Source organism: Ktedonobacter sp. SOSP1-52, from assembly GCF_016587395.1.
In genome coordinates, this window is sequence record NZ_BNJH01000004.1 from 325,234 (window position 1) to 342,743 (window position 17,510).

Consider the following 17,510-nt stretch of genomic DNA (forward strand, 5'->3'; position numbering starts at 1 on the left):
GCTCCCATCACTAACCACCCAATATAACGCCATGACATACTCTGCACACAATCACCACTTCTTAGCAGATATGCATTTTATACTTCTCACATTACACCACGTACGATTATTTGGCAAGAGGGGATAGAAATTGTGATCTCGCTAATTGACACGTCTGTATGTGCATGCTATAGTCACTTCTGTATGCCTTAGCTGGTATAGCATGGTCTTTATAGTCTCTCTAGCCGAAAAGCAGGTGGTATCTTCGATGGCGCAAGAACCCTACGCCCTTTCAGGTCGAAAGTTTGGCAACTATCGTATCGAGAAAGAGATAGCACGTGGAGGCTTCGGTAGCGTCTATCTCGCGCAACATGAATACCTCACCGAGCGGCGCGCTGTTATTAAACTGTTGCAGGGCGTGTATCTCTCAGAGCCACAGGAACGCGAAGGCTTTATTCGCGAGGCCCAAATCCTGGAGCGGCTCAAACATCCTCACATTCTCCCCATCTATGATGTCGGCATTGAGAATGAGCAGCCTTATATCATTGCTGAATATGCCCCCAATGGCACGTTACGCGAGCGCATTGCGCGTCAGAACGGCAACCCCCTGAGCCTGGAGACAACACTGGCAATCCTTGCACAGATCGCGGCAGGGCTCCAGCATGCACACAATCAACATGTCATTCACCGTGACCTGAAGCCAGAGAATATTCTCTTTAACGCTAGAGACGAGGCCCTGCTGGCCGACTTTGGCATCTCAACAGTTCTTACCTCGGCAACGGTCAAGCAGACGCGCGAGATCGGGACACCCACTTATATGGCTCCTGAGCAATTTACAGGCATGGTGAGTGTCGAGACCGACCAGTATGCCCTGGCCTGTATCGCCTACGAGCTGCTCTCGGGCCGCAAAGCCTTCGCGGGCACGACCAACTATGTTGTCATGCAGATGCAGATGCAGCAATATCCGCAGCGCCTACGTGAACTGAATCCCGCCGTTCCTGAATATGTTGAAAACGTCATATTTCGCGCACTGGGCAAGGAGCGCACGCAGCGCTTCGCGGATGTCCGTACCTTCATGGAGGCGCTCAAGAATCCTAATGCGCGTCTGCAAGCCGCCCCAGCCATAAATAGCAGTGAGCCAGGCCTCGCTGGCATGCGCTATGAGCAGGGGGGCGCGCCCCAGGCTGGTCAAAACACGCCGCTGGCTACGCCGCCTCGTCCGCAGCTCACGCCACCATATAACGATGCATTCAATCCACACTCGGGACCAGCACCTGCCTATAACGCCTTCGACCAGAATAATCAGCACCAGCAACCCCAGGCACGTAATGCCTATATGCCACCGGTCGCGCCTCAGCGAGAGAACGAACTTGAGGCACGCCGCCCCTTGCAGACAGGTGACTACAACAATCAGGCTGGGAGCTATAGACCTGGCTATGCAGGCAACCCAAATAATCAACCAGGCAACATACGCAGAAACGACAACGCCTATCCCCAGACACCTGATAGAGGCTACAGGCCCGCTCCGCAGGAGACCTATTCCGCGCCAGGGCCAACCGAGCGCCGCCAGCCCGCAACCCCGAAGGCCCACGAGCCTTACGCTGCCACACCTCAGCTGCAACAGGCCTACCAGCAGCCCGCACCAGGGGCCAACATGCGACCCGTTCCCTCAGAGGGCCGGGGCCTGGCCGCACTGGCCTATGTGCCTTTTGTTTGCATTGCCGCCTGGATATATTATTTCTTTACCGAGCGTAGCAAGGCCTTGCCACGCTTCCACGTCGTACAAGGCTTCCAACTCTACGTCATCCTAATCGCCCTCACGCTGCTCAATGGCTGGCTTCAACAAGGTATGATAGATAACAAGTATAACAACACTGCGGTTTTTAATATCCTGGAATTTTTACATACAGTTACCGGTTGGGTCTTTCTGGCATTTATCGTCCTGGGCATCATCGCGATTATCAGTGCCCTCTTTGGCACCCGCTTTAGAATTCCCTTCATCGGGGGCCGCGCCCTACGCTACTCCAATCGTGGGTAATTTTGGGAATAGAGGGGAAAGAGGATGAGGTAGGTTGCTAGCAACCTACCTCATCCTCTTTCCCCTCTATTCCTAACTCAAAAGAGCTATATATCTGCCTGTTTAATTGCACCGATTTCCGCCCCTATGCTATACTGCCCTCGAAGCAGTATGTTTTGGAGGACGAAAAAATGGCAGACGAACTCTCACGAATGCAGAATCCATTCGTCATTGGCGAACGACTCTATCTCAGGCCACTGGAGCCTGCTCAGGATAATCACCTCTACTCTACCTGGCTCAACGACGCCGATGTGCGCCGCTGGTTCTCTATCTATCCAACCAGTGATGCACGGGCCAAAGAGCGCATCGAGAACCTCTACAAGACCTTTGGGCATATTATCTTTGGCGTGGCCCTCAAAAGTGATAACAGCCTGATCGGACTGGTCGGACTAAAAGATATCAATACACTGAACCAGTCCGCGGAGTTTTACATCATTCTGGATCGCTCGGCCTGGGGCAAGGGCTACGGCACCGAGGGCACCAAGATGATGCTGCGCTATGGTTTCCTTGAACTAAATCTGAACCGTATCCAGACGCAGGATATGGAGGAGAACATTGGTGGCTGGCGCGCGGACGAGAAGGCTGGCTTCAAGCACGAGGGCACGATGCGCCAGGTCATCTTCCGCTTCGGCAAGTACCATGATGTGCGTGTATATAGCCTGCTGAGAAGCGAGTTTCTGGAGAAGTACGAGCAGGAAGACGCTCAATAGTGAGCACGACGCCGTACCATTATTATGTAGACGCGTGCTTTAGTGGTAATTCACGTAGTTGTTAGATGTAGGGTCCATGCTGGCATGGACTCCCGAGGCCCTCAGGCCGATACCCAACTGTTGCGGAGGTCGCTTCGCTCGCAGTCCATGCCAGCATGGGCCCTACAGATGTTGTGAATTCACCATTTAGCAGCGTTGGTCCCACTATTCATCATAGGAAAAACTATGACTCTTACCATCCAGGAAATCAATGACCGGGAACAATGGAATAATTTTCTCACCAGCCAGCCTCGTGGACACCTCTTGCAGTCCTATGAGTGGGGTGAGCTAAATAAATACCTTGGTGGTCGCATCTATCGCCTGGGTGCCCTGGAGGATGGGCGTTTGACCGGAGTCATGCTGCTCACGGTCAATCCCGTTCCCCTGCCCGCGCGTATTCCCGGTCTTAAACTTAGCTGGCTCTACAGTGCGCGCGGTCCCACGGTAGAGAGTCCCGATTCACCTGCACTATCCGCGCTCCTTGAGCATGCCCACAAAGTCGCCCGTAAAGAGCGCGCGGTCATCCTGCGCATCGAACCCAATATCGCCGACGACGATCCCAATGAACACGCCTGGCTGGCCGCCTATAGCAAGATTGGCTTCCGCACCAACCCCATCGCGGTCCATGGTCGCCGAAGCTGGGTGCTGGATATTCGTCCAAGCGCCGAGGAGTTGCTGGCCAACTTTAAAATGACCTGGCGCCAGAATGTGCGCGCCGCGGGCCGTAAAGGTGTGATTATCCGTGAAGCCAGTAGCGACGCCGACTTTGAGGCCTACTATGAGCTTCTCAAGGTTACTAGCGAGCGCGACGCCTTCTTTATCCATAGCCTGGACTACCACAAGGAGATCTATCGCCACTTCGCTAGCAAGGGCGACGCGGTGCTCTATATCGCTGAACACGAGGGTACGGCTATCGCGGCCAAGATGCTTATCCGCTTCGGCGATTGGTGCTGGGATATGTTTGGTGCGACCTCCAACGAGAAGCGCAACCTGAAGCCAGCCTATCTCCTGCAATATACCTGCTTCCAGTGGGCGCAGGCACGTGGGTGCAGCTATTTTGACTTCCGCACTATTCCCGAGATACTTGAGCCGGGCGAAGAGATGTGGGGTGTCTATGAATATAAGAAAGGCTTTGGCGGCTTCTCGCGCCTGAACATGCCAACGCAGGACTACGTCTATCGCCCACTGATCTATACGCTCTGGAGCAGGCTAGTCGAGTACCGCCGCGCCAAACGCCACCAGGAACGCCAGAAGGTTGAGCTAGAGCGCTCCGCCCGGGGCCAGGTCCAGCGCAAGGGCGAAGAGGCCAAACCAGCAGAACAGATTCCAGCAACGCCCAAAGAGCAGCCTCAACCCGCGAAGGCAAAGCAGAAACAGCAGGCAGGCAAGAATGGGAAGAAGCCGCAAGAAGCAGGCAGCTCTCCCATCGCCGACACCCCAGAGGAAACCAGTTCTCCTGTATCATAAGTAAAGGCTCGCAAGCTCATCTTTCTGTTATGTATGTTGTGTGGTAGGGCGAGGCAAAGCCCCACCCTACCACACAACATACATAACAGAAAGATGAGCGCCGCAGGCGCGAGAAGGCATGTTGGATCCGTTAGAATATAAAAGGATATAATGACCCATGGAAGCCCGTATCATTACAGATCGCCAGCAGTGGAACGACTTTATTGCCTCGTCCCCCTGCTGCAACATCACTCAATCCTATGAGTGGGGAGAACTCCCCTTGCTCGGGGTACAGGAAGTCTTGCGTGTTGGCGTGCTTGATGACTCGGGCAAGTTATGCGCAGGGATGATGGTACTAGTATCGCGCGCGCCCGTGATCAGACAGGTCTATCTCTACTCCCCACGCGGTCCCGTCATCACTGATCCCCAGTCGCCCGCAATGACCGTCCTGCTCAACTTTGTGCGAGCCGAGGCACGCAAGCGTGGTGCCTTCATGCTCAAGGTCGAGCCAAGTGTGGATACAGATAACCGCGAATGGCAGACCGCCATGCAGCGTTTCGGTTTTCGCACCAATCCCCATCATATGCATATCCGCCATGAGTGGGTGCTCGACATCAGCCCCGATGAAAAGGGCATTCTCTCCGGTATGAAGGAGAAGTGGCGCTACAACATTCGCCTGGCTGGTCGCAAAGGCATTACCGTCCGCCGTGGCGAGACCGAGGCGGACCTGGAGAAGTTCTACAGCATCTACGAGGTCACCAGCGAGCGCGATAGCTTCTTCATCAACAGCAAGGAATTTTATCGCCAGTACCTTGACCTCTACAAAGAGGGAGACCGCGTGGCCCTCTTCCTGGCCGAGTACGAGGGCAAGCCCATCGCGGGCACCATCATCAGCGTCCTGGGCGAGTGGAGCTGGTACATGTACGGTGCCTCCTCCAACGAGCAGCGCAACCTGATGCCCAACCACCTGCTGCAGTGGACCAGCATGCAGTGGGCCAAATCAAAAGGTGCTAAGTACTACAATTTCCGGGGCATTCCAGATGTGCTTGAGGAGGGCCAGGAGCTGTGGGGCGTCTACCAGTTTAAGCGTGGCTTTGGCGGCTATCCTATCCGCTTCTTCCCCACGCAGGACCTTATCTACAATCCCATCGTCTACCAGGCCTACCGCGCACTGCTCGACTTCAAGCACTGGCGCGACGAGCGACAGTTCAAGAAGGCCGCCGCTGAGTCCGCTAAAGAGCGCGAACCCCAGAAGCCAGAAGAGAAAACACCCGTACAGGCATAAAAGAGAAAAAATGCTGAAGGCGAGGTCCACGGACCTCGCCTTCAGCATTTTCTGGAGATAAGCTACTATTTCACGGTCTGAAGAAAAGCGCGTAGAGCCTGGTTAAAGGCTTCGGGCTGTTCCATGGTGACCATGTGCGCACCACCCTCCAGGGTCAACGTCTGGACGTTTGGCATAGCCTCAGTCAACTGAGAGACAATGTCAAAGCGCGAAGGCAGATCCAGATCTCCCACGACGGCTAGCGTTGGAGCAGCAATTTCGCGCAGGCGCTCGCAGGCGGGGGAATCAAGATTAATCAAATCCGCTCCCTCGGGTATCTCGACGCCAAAGGCCTGATACTGCATCTCGTATACTCGCTGACGCACGGCGGGATCGACCTCCTGGGGCGAGCGTTTGGGACCATCCACCCACATCCGCATATTCAGCTCGGTCGCTCCTGCGACATCGCCTTTCTCCAGCAGAGCCTCCTCTTGCTCAGAGAAACGCTCAATCTCCTCATCTGACTTAAGGCCACCCACGCTTGGCGCGACTAGGGTCAGCGAGGCCACAGAGTCTGGATTGGTCAGGGCAAAGTCGATGGCGACCTTGCCACCAAAGGAGCAAGCCACCACGTGGGCTCTGGTGATATTCAGATAGCCCAGTAGCAGCGAGGGATCTTCGTGGTTCGCGAAACGCTTAGCAGGATAAGCGGACTTGCCAAAGCCACGCAGATCATAGCGAATAAGTTGATAATCGGGCGCGAAGGCTGCGAACTGCTCATCCCACATCTGGCAATTGGCGACCCCCGCATGCATAAATAATATGGGAATATCACTAACAGGGCGCTCTGGTCCCGCGAACTCATAGTAAAGTGGCGCGCCCTGCGCGTGCAGATAGCCCGTTTTTTGAAGAGTAAATTCTTTCATGTTGCAGTGTTCCTGTTCTATTTTTCTCAATTTTTACAGCATGCTGCTGTATATGTCGTGCTACAGACACAACATATCTTATACAGTTAAAAGAGGTGATCAACCTGATCGAAAAACGGGGCAGGACCTTGCACATACCGCTCCCGCGCAGCCATCACTAACGGCTCTATTGCGCGAGAAGGAAGAGATAGGAGTTACACAGCCCAGTCTCGATAGGCTTAGCAAACATTTGTTTCGCCTGATACATCGGCGTGCCTCCTTTCTGTCTAGAGTGGGGCGCAAACACACAAAAACCATATCGACGCTTGCGCGTATGCCGAGTATATCACAAAAGCACTATCCGATGTAAGAGAGGGGGCGTAGTAGAGATAGACCTGCGGCCTATCTCTACTACGCCCCCTACATATAAACTATGCGTCGGCGAAGAGGCTGCTGACCGATTCGCCATTGTGGATGCGGCGGATAGTCTCCGATAGCAGGGGCGCCATGGAGATGACGGTCATGTTGGGGAGACGCTTCTCCTCGGGAATGGGCACAGTGTTAGTCGCGACGATCTCATCGATGTCCTCCTGGCTCCCCAGGCGCTCGATAGCCTTGCCGCTAAAGACACCATGCGTACAGGCGACCGAGATGCGGCGTACGTTGCGCTCACGCAGGCGATCCAGGATCTCGATAATCGTACCGCCATTGGCGATCTCGTCGTCGATAACAATCACGTCTCGTCCCTCAACATCGCCCACGATGGTATCAATAATCACCTTGTTGTCATCAACGCGGCGCTTGCTACCTGCTGCGACAGGCACCTTTAACAGGCGCGCGAAATGCGAGGCTGCCTTGGCGTTGCCCAGATCGGGCGAAACGACGACCGTATTGCTCAGGTCGCGGTTGCGGAAGTGCTGAGCCAGGACATTCAAAGCATTGAGGTGATCTGTTGGTACACTAAAGAAGCCATGTACCTGGGACGCATGCAGTGTCATGACCAGCACCCGGTTGGCGCCAGCGGTCGCCAGCAGGTCCGCGACCAGGCGGCCAGCGATAGAGATACGCGAGGCGTCCTTCTTGTCGGAGCGCGCATAAGCATAATACGGGATAACCGCCGTTGTGCGAGCTGCGGACGCTCCTCGCGCCGCGTCGAGCATCAACAGCAGTTCCATCAGATGATCCTGCACCGGTGGCACAAGAGGCTGGATCAAAAATACATCGCTTTCACGGCAGTTCGCGTTCAGCTGGACATGCAAACAGTCATTACCAAAGCGCCGAATCGTCGTTGGCGATAGCGGCACCTCTAGATGATGACAAATCTCACGAGCCAGCTCGACATGAGCACTTCCACTGAAAATGGTGATTTCACGCATTTATATGTCCTCTTTGTCCCTCTGCTTTTATAGATACTTCTTTATCTTCACATCAAAGAAGCACTGTCAGTTTTGAAGTTGAATATATAGAGCCAGGGCAGCTGCCTTCACCTCACACGCCTCATAAAAAGTCTTGACACGATATATTCCACCGGGCATAGCATACAAACACCTTCCCTACTAACCTCCCACCAATAGATATCTGCCCCCAAGTATAAGAGTATACACACATTCTATCGGCAATGTGCCAGTGTCGGTACAGGGAGAATAGCGACAAGGCGCCAGGCAGCTTGCTAGTTGTTCAGCTAAGAATTATACCAAAAACTCCTATCGCCATGCCAATCGAGTGGTTGTCAGGTGGTATCTGCTTCGGCTCGCTACGCGAGCTTTTAAGAGTAAGGGGTGTGCGTGGAAAATTGGGCAAAGCCCAATTTTCCACGCACACCCCTTACTCTTTGAGAAAACGGCTACTCTTTTCTAGTTGGCGTCCGCCATGAGTTCTGGGACCGTGACGAGCTTAAAGCCGCGCTGCTGCAAGCCGGTGATAATGCGAGGGAGGGCCGCGATGGTCTGCGAGCGATCTCCGCCGCCATCGTGCATGAGGATAATGCTCCCATTGCCAGCATTATTCAATGCAGTGTTCACAATCGCATCCACGCCCGGCATTTGCCAGTCCTCGGTATCAATGGACCACAACACTGGTGTCATATGCAACGCATTGGCCTGCTGCTTTACTGTGTCATTAATAGCTCCATAGGGAGGGCGGAACAGTACTGGCGATGTACCAGTAGCGCTCTTTATCGCGTCAGAGGTCATATGCAATTGTGTATATATATCCTGCGCGGATAGGGTTGTGAGATCTGGATGGCTCCAGGTGTGATTTCCCACCACGTTACCGTTCTGCAACTCCTGATTTACCAGGTCTGGAGTCGCCTGCACCTGCTGACCAATACAGAAAAAGGTGGCTTTGACCCCATATTTTTGCAGAATATCGAGCACCTGCGCGGTATAGGCTGCGCTTGGACCATCGTCAAAGGTCAATGCGATTTCGTTGACCGTATCACTCCCCTGAGAGAAGACGCTCGCTTTCACCGCGGGCGGAATAGGCTTCGTCTCATCTTTGATAGGCGTTGGTGTCGGAGTGGTTGCCGCAGCCTGCGCCGAGGCCCTGTGTGCAGAGTTGGGATAGGTAATTATATAGGAGGCCCAGGCACCAAGCCCTACTATCAGCAGGAGGGTCGTCATGATCATCTTTTTCATAGCCGTTTTCTCACATATACTTTTTATTTTTTATATCGGCACATTTAAACTTATTCATTAACAGCAGATGTTGCGAGAGATCTTGTTGACAGGTTTCTCTTGTCTCTCTTGTCAAGAAGCATACCCGGAGAATGGATGGTTGAGTATGATACACATCACAATTTGCCTTGAGGTGAGGCATAGGAGAGGAAGTTCACAGATTTTGAGCGAGCCAACACACATTCTCCACTCGCTACGCTAGCCTTCAGGGGTAAGGGATATATGGTGGATGGCTGGCTACGCCAGCCATCCACCATATATCCCTTACCCCTGAGCGCCGCAGGCGCGAAGGGGCAGAAACAGCTTATTTCTACATGGCTATAATAAAGTAGAATATCAACTAGCGAGCGAAGGAGGCAGCCAGGTACTATGTCTTCACCTACAACATCCAGGACCCGTGTCATCCTCGATACAGATATTGGCAGCAATATTGATGATGCGGTGTGCCTCGCTTACCTCCTCGCGCAGCCAGCGTGTGATCTCCTGGGTATTACCACAGTCACAGGAGAACCGTATCTACGCGCCATGCTCGCCAGTAGCCTCTGCAATGCCGTGGATAAGGATATTCCCATCTATCCCGGGGTTGAGCAACCTTTGATGACACCACTACGACAAGCCCATGCTCCTCAGGCCATGGCGCTCGCCAACTGGAAACACGATGTCGACTTTCCTCATGGGCAGGCCATCGCCTTTCTCAATCATGCCATTCGCGCCTACCCAGGCGAGGTGATGCTGCTTGGAACCGGGCCATTGACGAATATCGCGCTCCTCTTCGCTACTCAACCCGATATCCCCCAACTCCTCAAGGGCCTTATTCTGGCATGTGGCCAATACACGCTTCCTGGGCGCGAATGGAATGTGCTCAATGATCCCTATGCCGCTGCCATTGTTTACCGGGCCAATGTGCCCATTCATCGTAGCGTTGGCTTTGACATCTCCGAACAGATCAGTACACCTGCTGGGGAGTTCCGTGCGCGTTGCCACCTACCTCACCTGCGCCCGGTTCTCGATTTCGCGGAGGTCTGGTTCCAGCATAAGGAAACGATTACGTTTTACAGTCCCCTGGCTGCGGCTACAATTTTTGATGAACAGGTCGCAACCTTCACGCCTGGCACGATTAATATAGAACTCAAAGACGAAGAGCTATTGGGCAAGACCTACTGGCAGCCTGACAGGCAGGAGGCACGTCATCAGCTTGCCACAAGTGTGAATACGCAACACTTCTTCGAGCACTTCTTTGAGGTCTTTGAAGCATAAAGAGTAATAGGGGATGAGCTGGGTCCTGGTAAGCTTGCGGCTTACCAGGACCCAGCTCATCCCCTATTACTCTAAACGTTGCTTGGTTCTTCGATCTGATCTGGCTGATACTCTTCCAGGAAACGAATCACGGCACGCGTGATCTGGCTAGGTGTCGAGGCACCCGCTGTTACCGCAATCTTATGCTTGCCCTTAAGTAAGCTGAGGTCGAGCTGGGAGAGATCCTCGATACGCACTGCGGGTACGCCGGCTTTCTCCTCAGAGACCTGGACCAAGCGATTGGTATTATTGCTGCGTGGATCACCCACAACCACGGTCAGGTCCGCGCCCCTGGCCTGATCAGCGACCGCTTCCTGGCGCGTCTGGGTCGCGCGACAGATATCGACATAGACCTCGGTCTGAGGATATTTGGTCTTAATATGCTGGATGACGCGATGGGTATCCCAGAGCGAGAGCGTGGTCTGGGTCGAGACGGCCAGCTTCTGTAGCTGCTCCTCGCTCAATGCCAGGGCATCCACATCGGCCTCGGTTTCCACCAGGCTAATATGGCCAGGAACTTCACCTATGACCCCTTCAGGCTCGGGATGGCCCTTCTTGCCGATATAGATCACATAATAGCCCTTGGCGACCAGGTCCTTGACCAGGTCATGTGTCACCGTGACATCAGGGCAGGTTGCGTCGATACAGTAGAGGCCACGCTCCTGGGCACGCCGCTTCACCTCAGGCGAAACGCCATGCGCGGTAAAGATCGCGGTCCCCTGCTGGATATTCTCCAGAATCGAGAGGCGATCAGGGCCATCAACCGTGATCACGCCCATGCTTGAAAGCTCTTCGATAGCATGACGGTTATGAATAATCTGTCCAATTATATGAATAGGCCGGGGAAGAGAGACATCCTTGGCCGCTTTACGCGCGATATTTAAGGCGTCTACAACACCATAGCAGTAGCCACGAGGCGATATTTTTATAACTTCCATTATTGTCCCTTTACCAAGAGTTCAAGCCGATCAAAACCTTCCATATATAAGACGACTTGAGTTTACCACATGGATCAAGACGCCTTCATTTCGTTTTTAATTATTATTCGGCGCAAATCTTCGGGAGTGTAGAGGCAGACCGCTGGCAATAGTCCAGCCATCTCTTCTACTGAAGGCGTGGGCGAGAGATCAAAGATAAAGAGAGGGCTGCGGCGCCCAGTGCAGGCTGTCGCCAGTTTCGCGGCACTCAGCTGAATAGCAGATCCTCCATTATCCAGGGTAGGCACACTGATCAAGAGATCAACGGCAGGGAGGAGAGACACAATATGCAGTGACGTATCTTCCTGATATACCTGTCTCATCCGGGCATCGCGCAAGAGATATGAATAGGGGTTTCGTCGCTCTTCGGGACCAATCAACAACGCGGATCGACCTTGTAACCCCCCCAGGCAAGCCTCAGCAATAGACACCACCTGTGGTGCGATATTAAACATAAAAATGGTGCTCCTCTACCCTGGTTACACAACCAGATCCCCATCTAGAAGATGCAATTATTGGCCAATTAAGGCCCTGTAGATGGAGGTCCTTTAGAAAAATACGTACGTTTATACTATAGCAAACCCGGTCCAACGACCATCAGGTACCCACCCTATTTGCTGTACATTTTCTACCTAAGTTTAGGAACAAAACCACTATCGTGCTTTCTTCCCTCTGAGTGCCGCAGGCGCGAAACCCTTACCTGTCTGGCAGGTTTGGGAAGAGCATATATACTTACAGTAGAAGTAACACAGGATGTAAGCCAGAAGCACAAGCAGCTATAGGCCTGTAACCTTAAACGTAGTTATACACGACAACCAGCCATGTGTACTAAACTGGCAAGAAGCTCAAACACGCCTGGCAAGCCCATGCGTCCAACCATACTCCATCTGGATAGGCACCATATAAAAACCTACAGATCTACAGTATAGTAGATGCTCGCCAGGTAAGGTAGATACCGCGCACCCTGATCCATACTACTGGCCTGAACCAACCAGCCCGATAGAACACTTCCCAGGCAAATCCCAAGCACAAAGCAAAGCGCGGACACCAGGAGCAAGCAACCAGGCACGAATAGCTCGGGCATGCAAGCTCGCCAGCAACGCTCATGGCCTTTTCCAGCAGAACAGGGCATTCGCTATGGACCAGCGAGAAGAGGGTGCATCGCAGCCTGGCGTACGGAATGCGAATGTAGTGCTGCAACATTTTTATGAGGACAATATCGGCTTAATTTACCGGTATATGTACAGTAAGGTAGGCAATCGAGAAGAGGCGGAGGACCTAACCTCACAAACATTTATGAAAGCCGTACATGGGCTGGATCAAGAACGCTCGCCTCAAAGCATGCAGAATTGGCTGTTTCGCATCGCGCAGACCACCCTGGCAGACTACTGGCGTATCCATTATCGCGTTCCTACCAGTTCACTAGAAGCATTGCTAGAGGCGGGCTGGGAGGGACCTATAGATGAGGATGAGGAGACGCAAACACCATCAGCCTCCTCCCTTCAGGCCACAGAGTACGTACGACGCATCTTACAGGCCCTTCCGGACCACTACCGTGATGTACTCATTTACCGTTTCCTCTTAAGTCTCTCGATTAAAGAGACAGCCACAAAGATGGATCTAACTGAAGCCAACGTGAAAGTGCTTCAGTTCCGCGCGCTCAGGCGCGCGGCCGAACTTGAAAAAATACTTGTAGAACAGTAGAACGACACCAGGAACAACGATTATGTCGGACGAGGACCAGGACCTGCTTGTAGAATACGCCGAGCTAGAACGCTATATCGAGGCTTTACGCATGGAATGCCCAGCACAGCCACCCCGGCTCCCTCCTGGGCAACTTCCTGTGCTACACATATATTCATGCTTACGCGCCGCCGCAGCCAAAGATATAACGCCCTGCCCCTTCTTTGTAGAGCGCTTGCAGCAAGAACTCCTCTCGTCCCTCACAACCCAAACGAAGCAGTCTGCATCTGATCGAAAAACTTTAGATTTAGACAAGGCCATCTCACCACGGCCCACGCCAACCGCAACCAGCGAAACGCCTCATTCATCTACGTCTCACCCTAAGCAGGGACTCTCACGCCGCTCGCTTCTGACGAATAGCGCGGTGGCTGCAGCCTCTCTTGCCGCAGGAGCCACATTCGGCTCCATACTTACCAGGCAAGCCAATAGTAATCCGCCGCCGCATCAAAAAGGTCAGGGATATGCCACCAAGATTGTCCCCGATAACATCCCCTCACACTGGGAATCCATCGCGCACCTCGACCAACTAAAAGAAGAAGCACTGCGCTTCCAAACTGAGGCCTTCGCGGGCTATATTGTGCGCTATGACCAGGACGATGGGCAGGAAGCAGGCAAGATTGTAGCCTTAATAGCGACTTGTTCCCATATGGGATGCCTGTTACAATGGGATAGCGATGGACGTTGCTTCGCCTGCCCCTGTCACGGCGGCCTCTTTAGCAAGTATGGGGACCCTATGCGAGGCCCCGTGCTCTACCTGGCGGCGCTCCCTCGCCTGGAAACTCGCATTCAAGATAACCAGGTGTACGTCAAAGTACCCGGCGCAGGTAAAAAAGCATGAAGCCATACTTACGCAGAAATATGCTGGTTCTCGCCGTGGGAATCGGCTTTCTCCTTCTCGTGGCCTGGTTTGGCGCGTTTGTCAGTAATGTTGAGTCTCAAAAGGCGCCCACCGCCCCTGTTCAGAGCAAACAGGTGGGGGCCTACACGATCACGCTCCAGGTCGATCCCAATCCCCCTGTAACGACCCATCCAGCCACCCTCGCGTTTCAGATCGTACATACAGGCAAGCAGCAACTCGTGACAAACGCGCATCTCTTCGTTAGCGGAGACATGGAGGAGATGAATATGCAGACGACACAAGCCGAGGCACAGCGCCAGAGCAATGGCGTCTATACCATGCGCCTGCAATTCTCCATGAGTGGGACATGGTTGCTACGCGTGCATCTTGAAGTACCCGGCTCTCCCGCGCAAGACACCAGCTTCGAAGTCACCGTTCAGTAGCACTGCGCCCTCTCACCCTGGCATACTCCGCTAACCCGTGCTATATATAATGAGAGAGCATATCTTTGCTGCCATAATGCACGCATCCGTAGAAGGCCGTAGATATATTAGATATCTATTGGGAGCACATCAATTATGAACCGCCATCGCTCTATACTCAGCCTACCTGTTGTCCTGCTGGTCATGCTAGCCCTGGCACTGAGCGCCTGTCAGCCAACCTCTACAGACGCTATGATCCATACAGGAACCTATCCTGGTATACGCAACCTGACTCTGACTGGCTCGCCGGGACAACAGCTGCTTGACCGCATTGCGCAGCGTCTCAATAGCGCAAAAACCCTGCATGGCAGATTCACCCTTACACTTCAGGGACGCGCAGCCACGGGTACAATCAAGCTGGAGCAGTGGAGCGCACAGGGAGGCAAGAGCCGGAATGAGACACTCACCTCAACGCTTCCACAGGCGGTCGCGGGGAGCCTCACGGTAAGTGATGGCAAAAAGATGTGGCAGTATGATCCCTCGCAGAAGGTGGTCTATGTAGGTCCCGCCCAGCAGAGTAGCTCGATTCTGGCTGTTCCTGGTCGCGGCCAGGTTCAGTTGCTGCTCAATACACTGCTCTCTGTATTTGGCAGCAGTACTGGCACGCTTGTCAGCGATAAAGCCAGCGTCGATGGCAAGGCGGCCTACCAGGTGCATGTGGTGCCCCAGGAGAGTGGTGATCAGGGTGGATCGAATACGGGGAGCTTAAGTTACCAGGGCGAGGTCTATCTCGATAAAAGCAGCGAGCAGCCGTTACGCATGGATCTAATGCTCGCCAGCCTGGGGCCGGTGAGCATGCATTTTGATGCCTTCGAGCTGAACGCCCCTGTCGATTCAGGAAAATTTACCTTTGTTGTCCCCGCGGGAGTCAAAGAGGAGGCGCTGCCCACGGCAAACAGTAGCAATAGTGACCTGCTCTCCCTGGCTCAGGCCCAGAAGAAGGCTGGCTATCGCCTGCTGGCCATCTCGGGGGACCATAGCGAGTACATTTTAAATGGTGTCACGACGCTTGGCACGCCGAAGAATGCCATTTACCTGCTCAACTACATGCAGGGCAGCCAGGTCTTCACCATAGCTGAAGGAGTGCCTCTGGCGAACCTGGAGGGGGCAACGGGGCAGAGCCTCAATCTTCGATCCACCAACGCGATCTTCGCGCAGATAAATAACCTGGCCAGCTTGGCCTGGACAGAAAAAGGGGTTGGCATCCGTGTCACCGGGCACCTCACCCAGGATCAAGCGACAACAATAGCTCGATTACTGATCTAATTCATTCCCCAAGGGTGGTCTGGCAGCATTGAGCACTGTCAATCAAGCGGGCGGGCTAATTATGCTGGCAAGCGGTAATGATTTGTAGCGCCTGCTCACGGGCTTGTAGGCGGGTCAGCGTCACGACCTGGTGAAAGATCGCATGCCGGAGCAGGTTGCAGCGAAACGCGAAGTCGGCGTCGCGCTCACTCTCAGCGACTGTAGCCTCTAGTTTGCGGAGCTTTAACACAAAAAACGCGAGCCGTAACAGCTCAAAGTTGCGCGCCTGCTCCTCAGTGGCCATCTCGCCCCCATGCCAGAACTGCGAAATAGTAATTGAAGAGAGCGCGGAATCACCCTCGTGATGGGGAAGTAACTTAGGTCGTATATACTTCGCCATGATATGGCCCGATTACCTTTCACACTAGGCTTGCGTGTCGCATTCATCATCAACAATCCGCCACTCCTCCCTGAATGGACTCTAGCATTACTCTCCGTTAAACACAAGAGTGTGAAGAAGTAAAGATGCCTCACACATCGGTTAAGGAATCGCTACAATACGAAGCAAGCATTTAAGAGGTCTCACCCCATGAAATCCCGCTTCGCTCTTATCGCATCAGCCAGGATAGAGGTTTACAATAAGTAGAGGCAACCTAGAAAATGCAGAGGCAGAAAGTACTAGTAGCAACTTTTGAAAAAAGTGAGATAGCATTCTTTAGTATGTTGAATGAATTCGAGAAGTGAGAGAGGCCAGGACGTCTCCGCGCCTTTTCGCGCTTTATAGTGCGCTGCCATAATTCACTGAGCTTCATAGTGTCCCACTTGGGGGATAAAGTGGCAATGATCGGCAAAATGGTTTACAATGCCCCTGAAACATGTGTCATACATCGATGTAGAATAAGTGGTGTGGTGCGCGGGCTGTCACCGCGCACCACACCACTTACCCGAAATAATTTGCACACGGGGATAGCTAGCATCAACCGAGGGAGAGGATTTTATGGCGGCAGAATGTTCATTTGATATAGTCTCAGAGTATGATGAGCAGGAGCTCGTAAACGCGATCGACCAGGCACGTCGTGAAGTGCAGACACGTTTCGATCTCAAAGACACGAAAACTGAGATTACACAGACGAAAGATACCATTGTCATCAACACCGAAAGCACACTCACGCTCAAGGGTGTGCGCGATATCCTCGAGTCAAAGGCGGTCCGTCGCGGCCTATCATTGAAGATCTTCAAGCCGGGTAAAGAGGAAGACGCGGCCTCGGGACGAGTACGCCAGGTTATTGAACTGCAACAGGGAATTGCGCAAGATCTCGCGAAAAGTATTACCAAAACCATTCGCGATAAATATCCCAAGGTCAAGCCACAGATTCAGGGCGAGGCTATTCGCGTTTCAGCCAAGAGCCGCGATGAGCTCCAGGCTGTCATAGCGCTCCTGAAAGAGAAAGATCTTCCCGTTCCCCTCCAGTTCATAAATTACCGCAGCTAATCTCTTAAGCTTCCGTATAGGCAGGAAGTCCCAGAAGCATGCCAACCGTCGAGGCAACCATGCAAAAGAGAGACACAAGCAACGTTTACTTCAATGAGCCAGGGAGGAGTGGCGTCTACAACAGAGGCTTCCTCCTCCCAGGTACGCGGTAAGTAAGAAGGCTTCGCGTCTCTAGCCAGGGGATAGGCAAACACGAGAGAGTTGTCGGAGGCATAGTCTCCTACCACATGGTAGAGCGCCAATATCTAAACGCGCTCTGATCCCCCTATAAGATGGTGTAGAACCGCCTACAGAGTCATTTTGGCCTTGTGAAGCATTCAAGCGAACGCACGTTTTCTTCCC

The 17,510-nt window shown here is 53.3% G+C and carries 17 protein-coding genes; 10 read left to right on the top strand and 7 right to left on the bottom strand.

Annotation, left to right across the window (positions count from 1 at the left end):
- Positions 1 to 247 precede the first annotated feature (247 nt).
- The 4 genes from JMJ16_RS36495 to JMJ16_RS36510 all read left to right on the top strand — a co-directional run bounded on the left by JMJ16_RS36495 (position 248) and on the right by JMJ16_RS36510 (position 5,536).
- On the top strand, positions 248 to 2,017 hold the full coding sequence (locus JMJ16_RS36495; protein WP_201389632.1) for a serine/threonine-protein kinase: 1,770 nt from the start codon (positions 248 to 250) through the stop codon (positions 2,015 to 2,017).
- 170 nt (positions 2,018 to 2,187) lie between these two features.
- Positions 2,188 to 2,766: a GNAT family N-acetyltransferase gene (locus tag JMJ16_RS36500; protein WP_007908294.1), complete on the top strand. Its 579-nt coding sequence runs from the start codon at positions 2,188 to 2,190 to the stop codon at positions 2,764 to 2,766.
- Between the two features lie 225 nt (positions 2,767 to 2,991).
- Positions 2,992 to 4,272 carry a peptidoglycan bridge formation glycyltransferase FemA/FemB family protein gene (locus JMJ16_RS36505; RefSeq protein ID WP_201389634.1) on the top strand — a complete coding sequence of 427 codons (1,281 nt, stop codon included), beginning with the start codon at positions 2,992 to 2,994 and terminating at the stop codon, positions 4,270 to 4,272.
- Positions 4,273 to 4,429: 157 nt separating this feature from the next.
- Positions 4,430 to 5,536 carry a peptidoglycan bridge formation glycyltransferase FemA/FemB family protein gene (locus JMJ16_RS36510; RefSeq protein WP_201370592.1) on the top strand — a complete coding sequence of 369 codons (1,107 nt, stop codon included), beginning with the start codon at positions 4,430 to 4,432 and terminating at the stop codon, positions 5,534 to 5,536.
- 65 nt (positions 5,537 to 5,601) lie between these two features.
- Here the strand turns inward: JMJ16_RS36510 and JMJ16_RS36515 are convergent, their stop codons facing one another.
- The 3 genes from JMJ16_RS36515 to JMJ16_RS36525 all read right to left on the bottom strand — a co-directional run bounded on the left by JMJ16_RS36515 (position 5,602) and on the right by JMJ16_RS36525 (position 9,056).
- Entirely contained in the window at positions 5,602 to 6,441 is an 840-nt protein-coding gene (locus JMJ16_RS36515) for an alpha/beta fold hydrolase (RefSeq protein WP_201389636.1), read from the bottom strand.
- A 410-nt stretch (positions 6,442 to 6,851) separates the two neighbouring features.
- Entirely contained in the window at positions 6,852 to 7,796 is a 945-nt protein-coding gene (locus JMJ16_RS36520; RefSeq protein ID WP_201381145.1) for a ribose-phosphate pyrophosphokinase, read from the bottom strand.
- Positions 7,797 to 8,273: 477 nt separating this feature from the next.
- Complete coding sequence (locus tag JMJ16_RS36525; RefSeq protein WP_236601873.1) at positions 8,274 to 9,056, bottom strand: polysaccharide deacetylase family protein; 783 nt, start codon at positions 9,054 to 9,056, stop codon at positions 8,274 to 8,276.
- Positions 9,057 to 9,464: 408 nt separating this feature from the next.
- On the opposite strand from JMJ16_RS36525, the gene JMJ16_RS36530 reads away from it, so the two are divergent.
- On the top strand, positions 9,465 to 10,352 hold the full coding sequence (locus JMJ16_RS36530; RefSeq protein ID WP_201389639.1) for a nucleoside hydrolase: 888 nt from the start codon (positions 9,465 to 9,467) through the stop codon (positions 10,350 to 10,352).
- Between the two features lie 71 nt (positions 10,353 to 10,423).
- Here the strand turns inward: JMJ16_RS36530 and JMJ16_RS36535 are convergent, their stop codons facing one another.
- From JMJ16_RS36535 to JMJ16_RS36545, 3 genes are all read right to left on the bottom strand, one after another.
- Positions 10,424 to 11,329, bottom strand: coding sequence for a 4-hydroxy-3-methylbut-2-enyl diphosphate reductase (locus JMJ16_RS36535; protein WP_201389641.1), 906 nt, complete (start codon positions 11,327 to 11,329; stop codon positions 10,424 to 10,426).
- A gap of 74 nt (positions 11,330 to 11,403) precedes the next feature.
- On the bottom strand, positions 11,404 to 11,823 hold the full coding sequence (locus JMJ16_RS36540) for a hypothetical protein (RefSeq protein ID WP_201389643.1): 420 nt from the start codon (positions 11,821 to 11,823) through the stop codon (positions 11,404 to 11,406).
- Between the two features lie 455 nt (positions 11,824 to 12,278).
- Entirely contained in the window at positions 12,279 to 12,452 is a 174-nt protein-coding gene (locus tag JMJ16_RS36545; RefSeq protein ID WP_201389645.1) for a hypothetical protein, read from the bottom strand.
- 53 nt (positions 12,453 to 12,505) lie between these two features.
- Here JMJ16_RS36545 and JMJ16_RS36550 point away from each other — a divergent pair, with 53 nt between their 5' ends.
- The 4 genes from JMJ16_RS36550 (at position 12,506) to JMJ16_RS36565 (ending at position 15,697) form a co-directional block, all read left to right on the top strand.
- Positions 12,506 to 13,072, top strand: a complete 567-nt coding sequence (locus JMJ16_RS36550; protein ID WP_201389647.1) for an RNA polymerase sigma factor — start codon at positions 12,506 to 12,508, stop codon at positions 13,070 to 13,072.
- 22 nt (positions 13,073 to 13,094) lie between these two features.
- Positions 13,095 to 13,949: a ubiquinol-cytochrome c reductase iron-sulfur subunit gene (locus JMJ16_RS36555; protein WP_201389649.1), complete on the top strand. Its 855-nt coding sequence runs from the start codon at positions 13,095 to 13,097 to the stop codon at positions 13,947 to 13,949.
- A complete protein-coding gene (locus JMJ16_RS36560) occupies positions 13,946 to 14,392 on the top strand; it encodes a FixH family protein (RefSeq protein WP_201389651.1) in 447 nt (148 codons plus the stop codon). The genes JMJ16_RS36555 and JMJ16_RS36560 overlap by 4 nt, the downstream gene beginning before the upstream one ends.
- A gap of 135 nt (positions 14,393 to 14,527) precedes the next feature.
- Complete coding sequence (locus JMJ16_RS36565) at positions 14,528 to 15,697, top strand: outer membrane lipoprotein carrier protein LolA (RefSeq protein WP_201389653.1); 1,170 nt, start codon at positions 14,528 to 14,530, stop codon at positions 15,695 to 15,697.
- Between the two features lie 55 nt (positions 15,698 to 15,752).
- Here JMJ16_RS36565 and JMJ16_RS36570 read toward each other — a convergent pair whose 3' ends face one another.
- Complete coding sequence (locus JMJ16_RS36570; RefSeq protein WP_201370582.1) at positions 15,753 to 16,076, bottom strand: hypothetical protein; 324 nt, start codon at positions 16,074 to 16,076, stop codon at positions 15,753 to 15,755.
- Positions 16,077 to 16,673: 597 nt separating this feature from the next.
- Between JMJ16_RS36570 and JMJ16_RS36575 the strand changes: the two genes are divergently transcribed.
- The gene (locus tag JMJ16_RS36575; RefSeq protein WP_201370581.1) at positions 16,674 to 17,168 is read left to right on the top strand and encodes a YajQ family cyclic di-GMP-binding protein; all 495 of its coding nucleotides are present in this window, start codon (positions 16,674 to 16,676) and stop codon (positions 17,166 to 17,168) included.
- Positions 17,169 to 17,510: the final 342 nt, after the last annotated feature.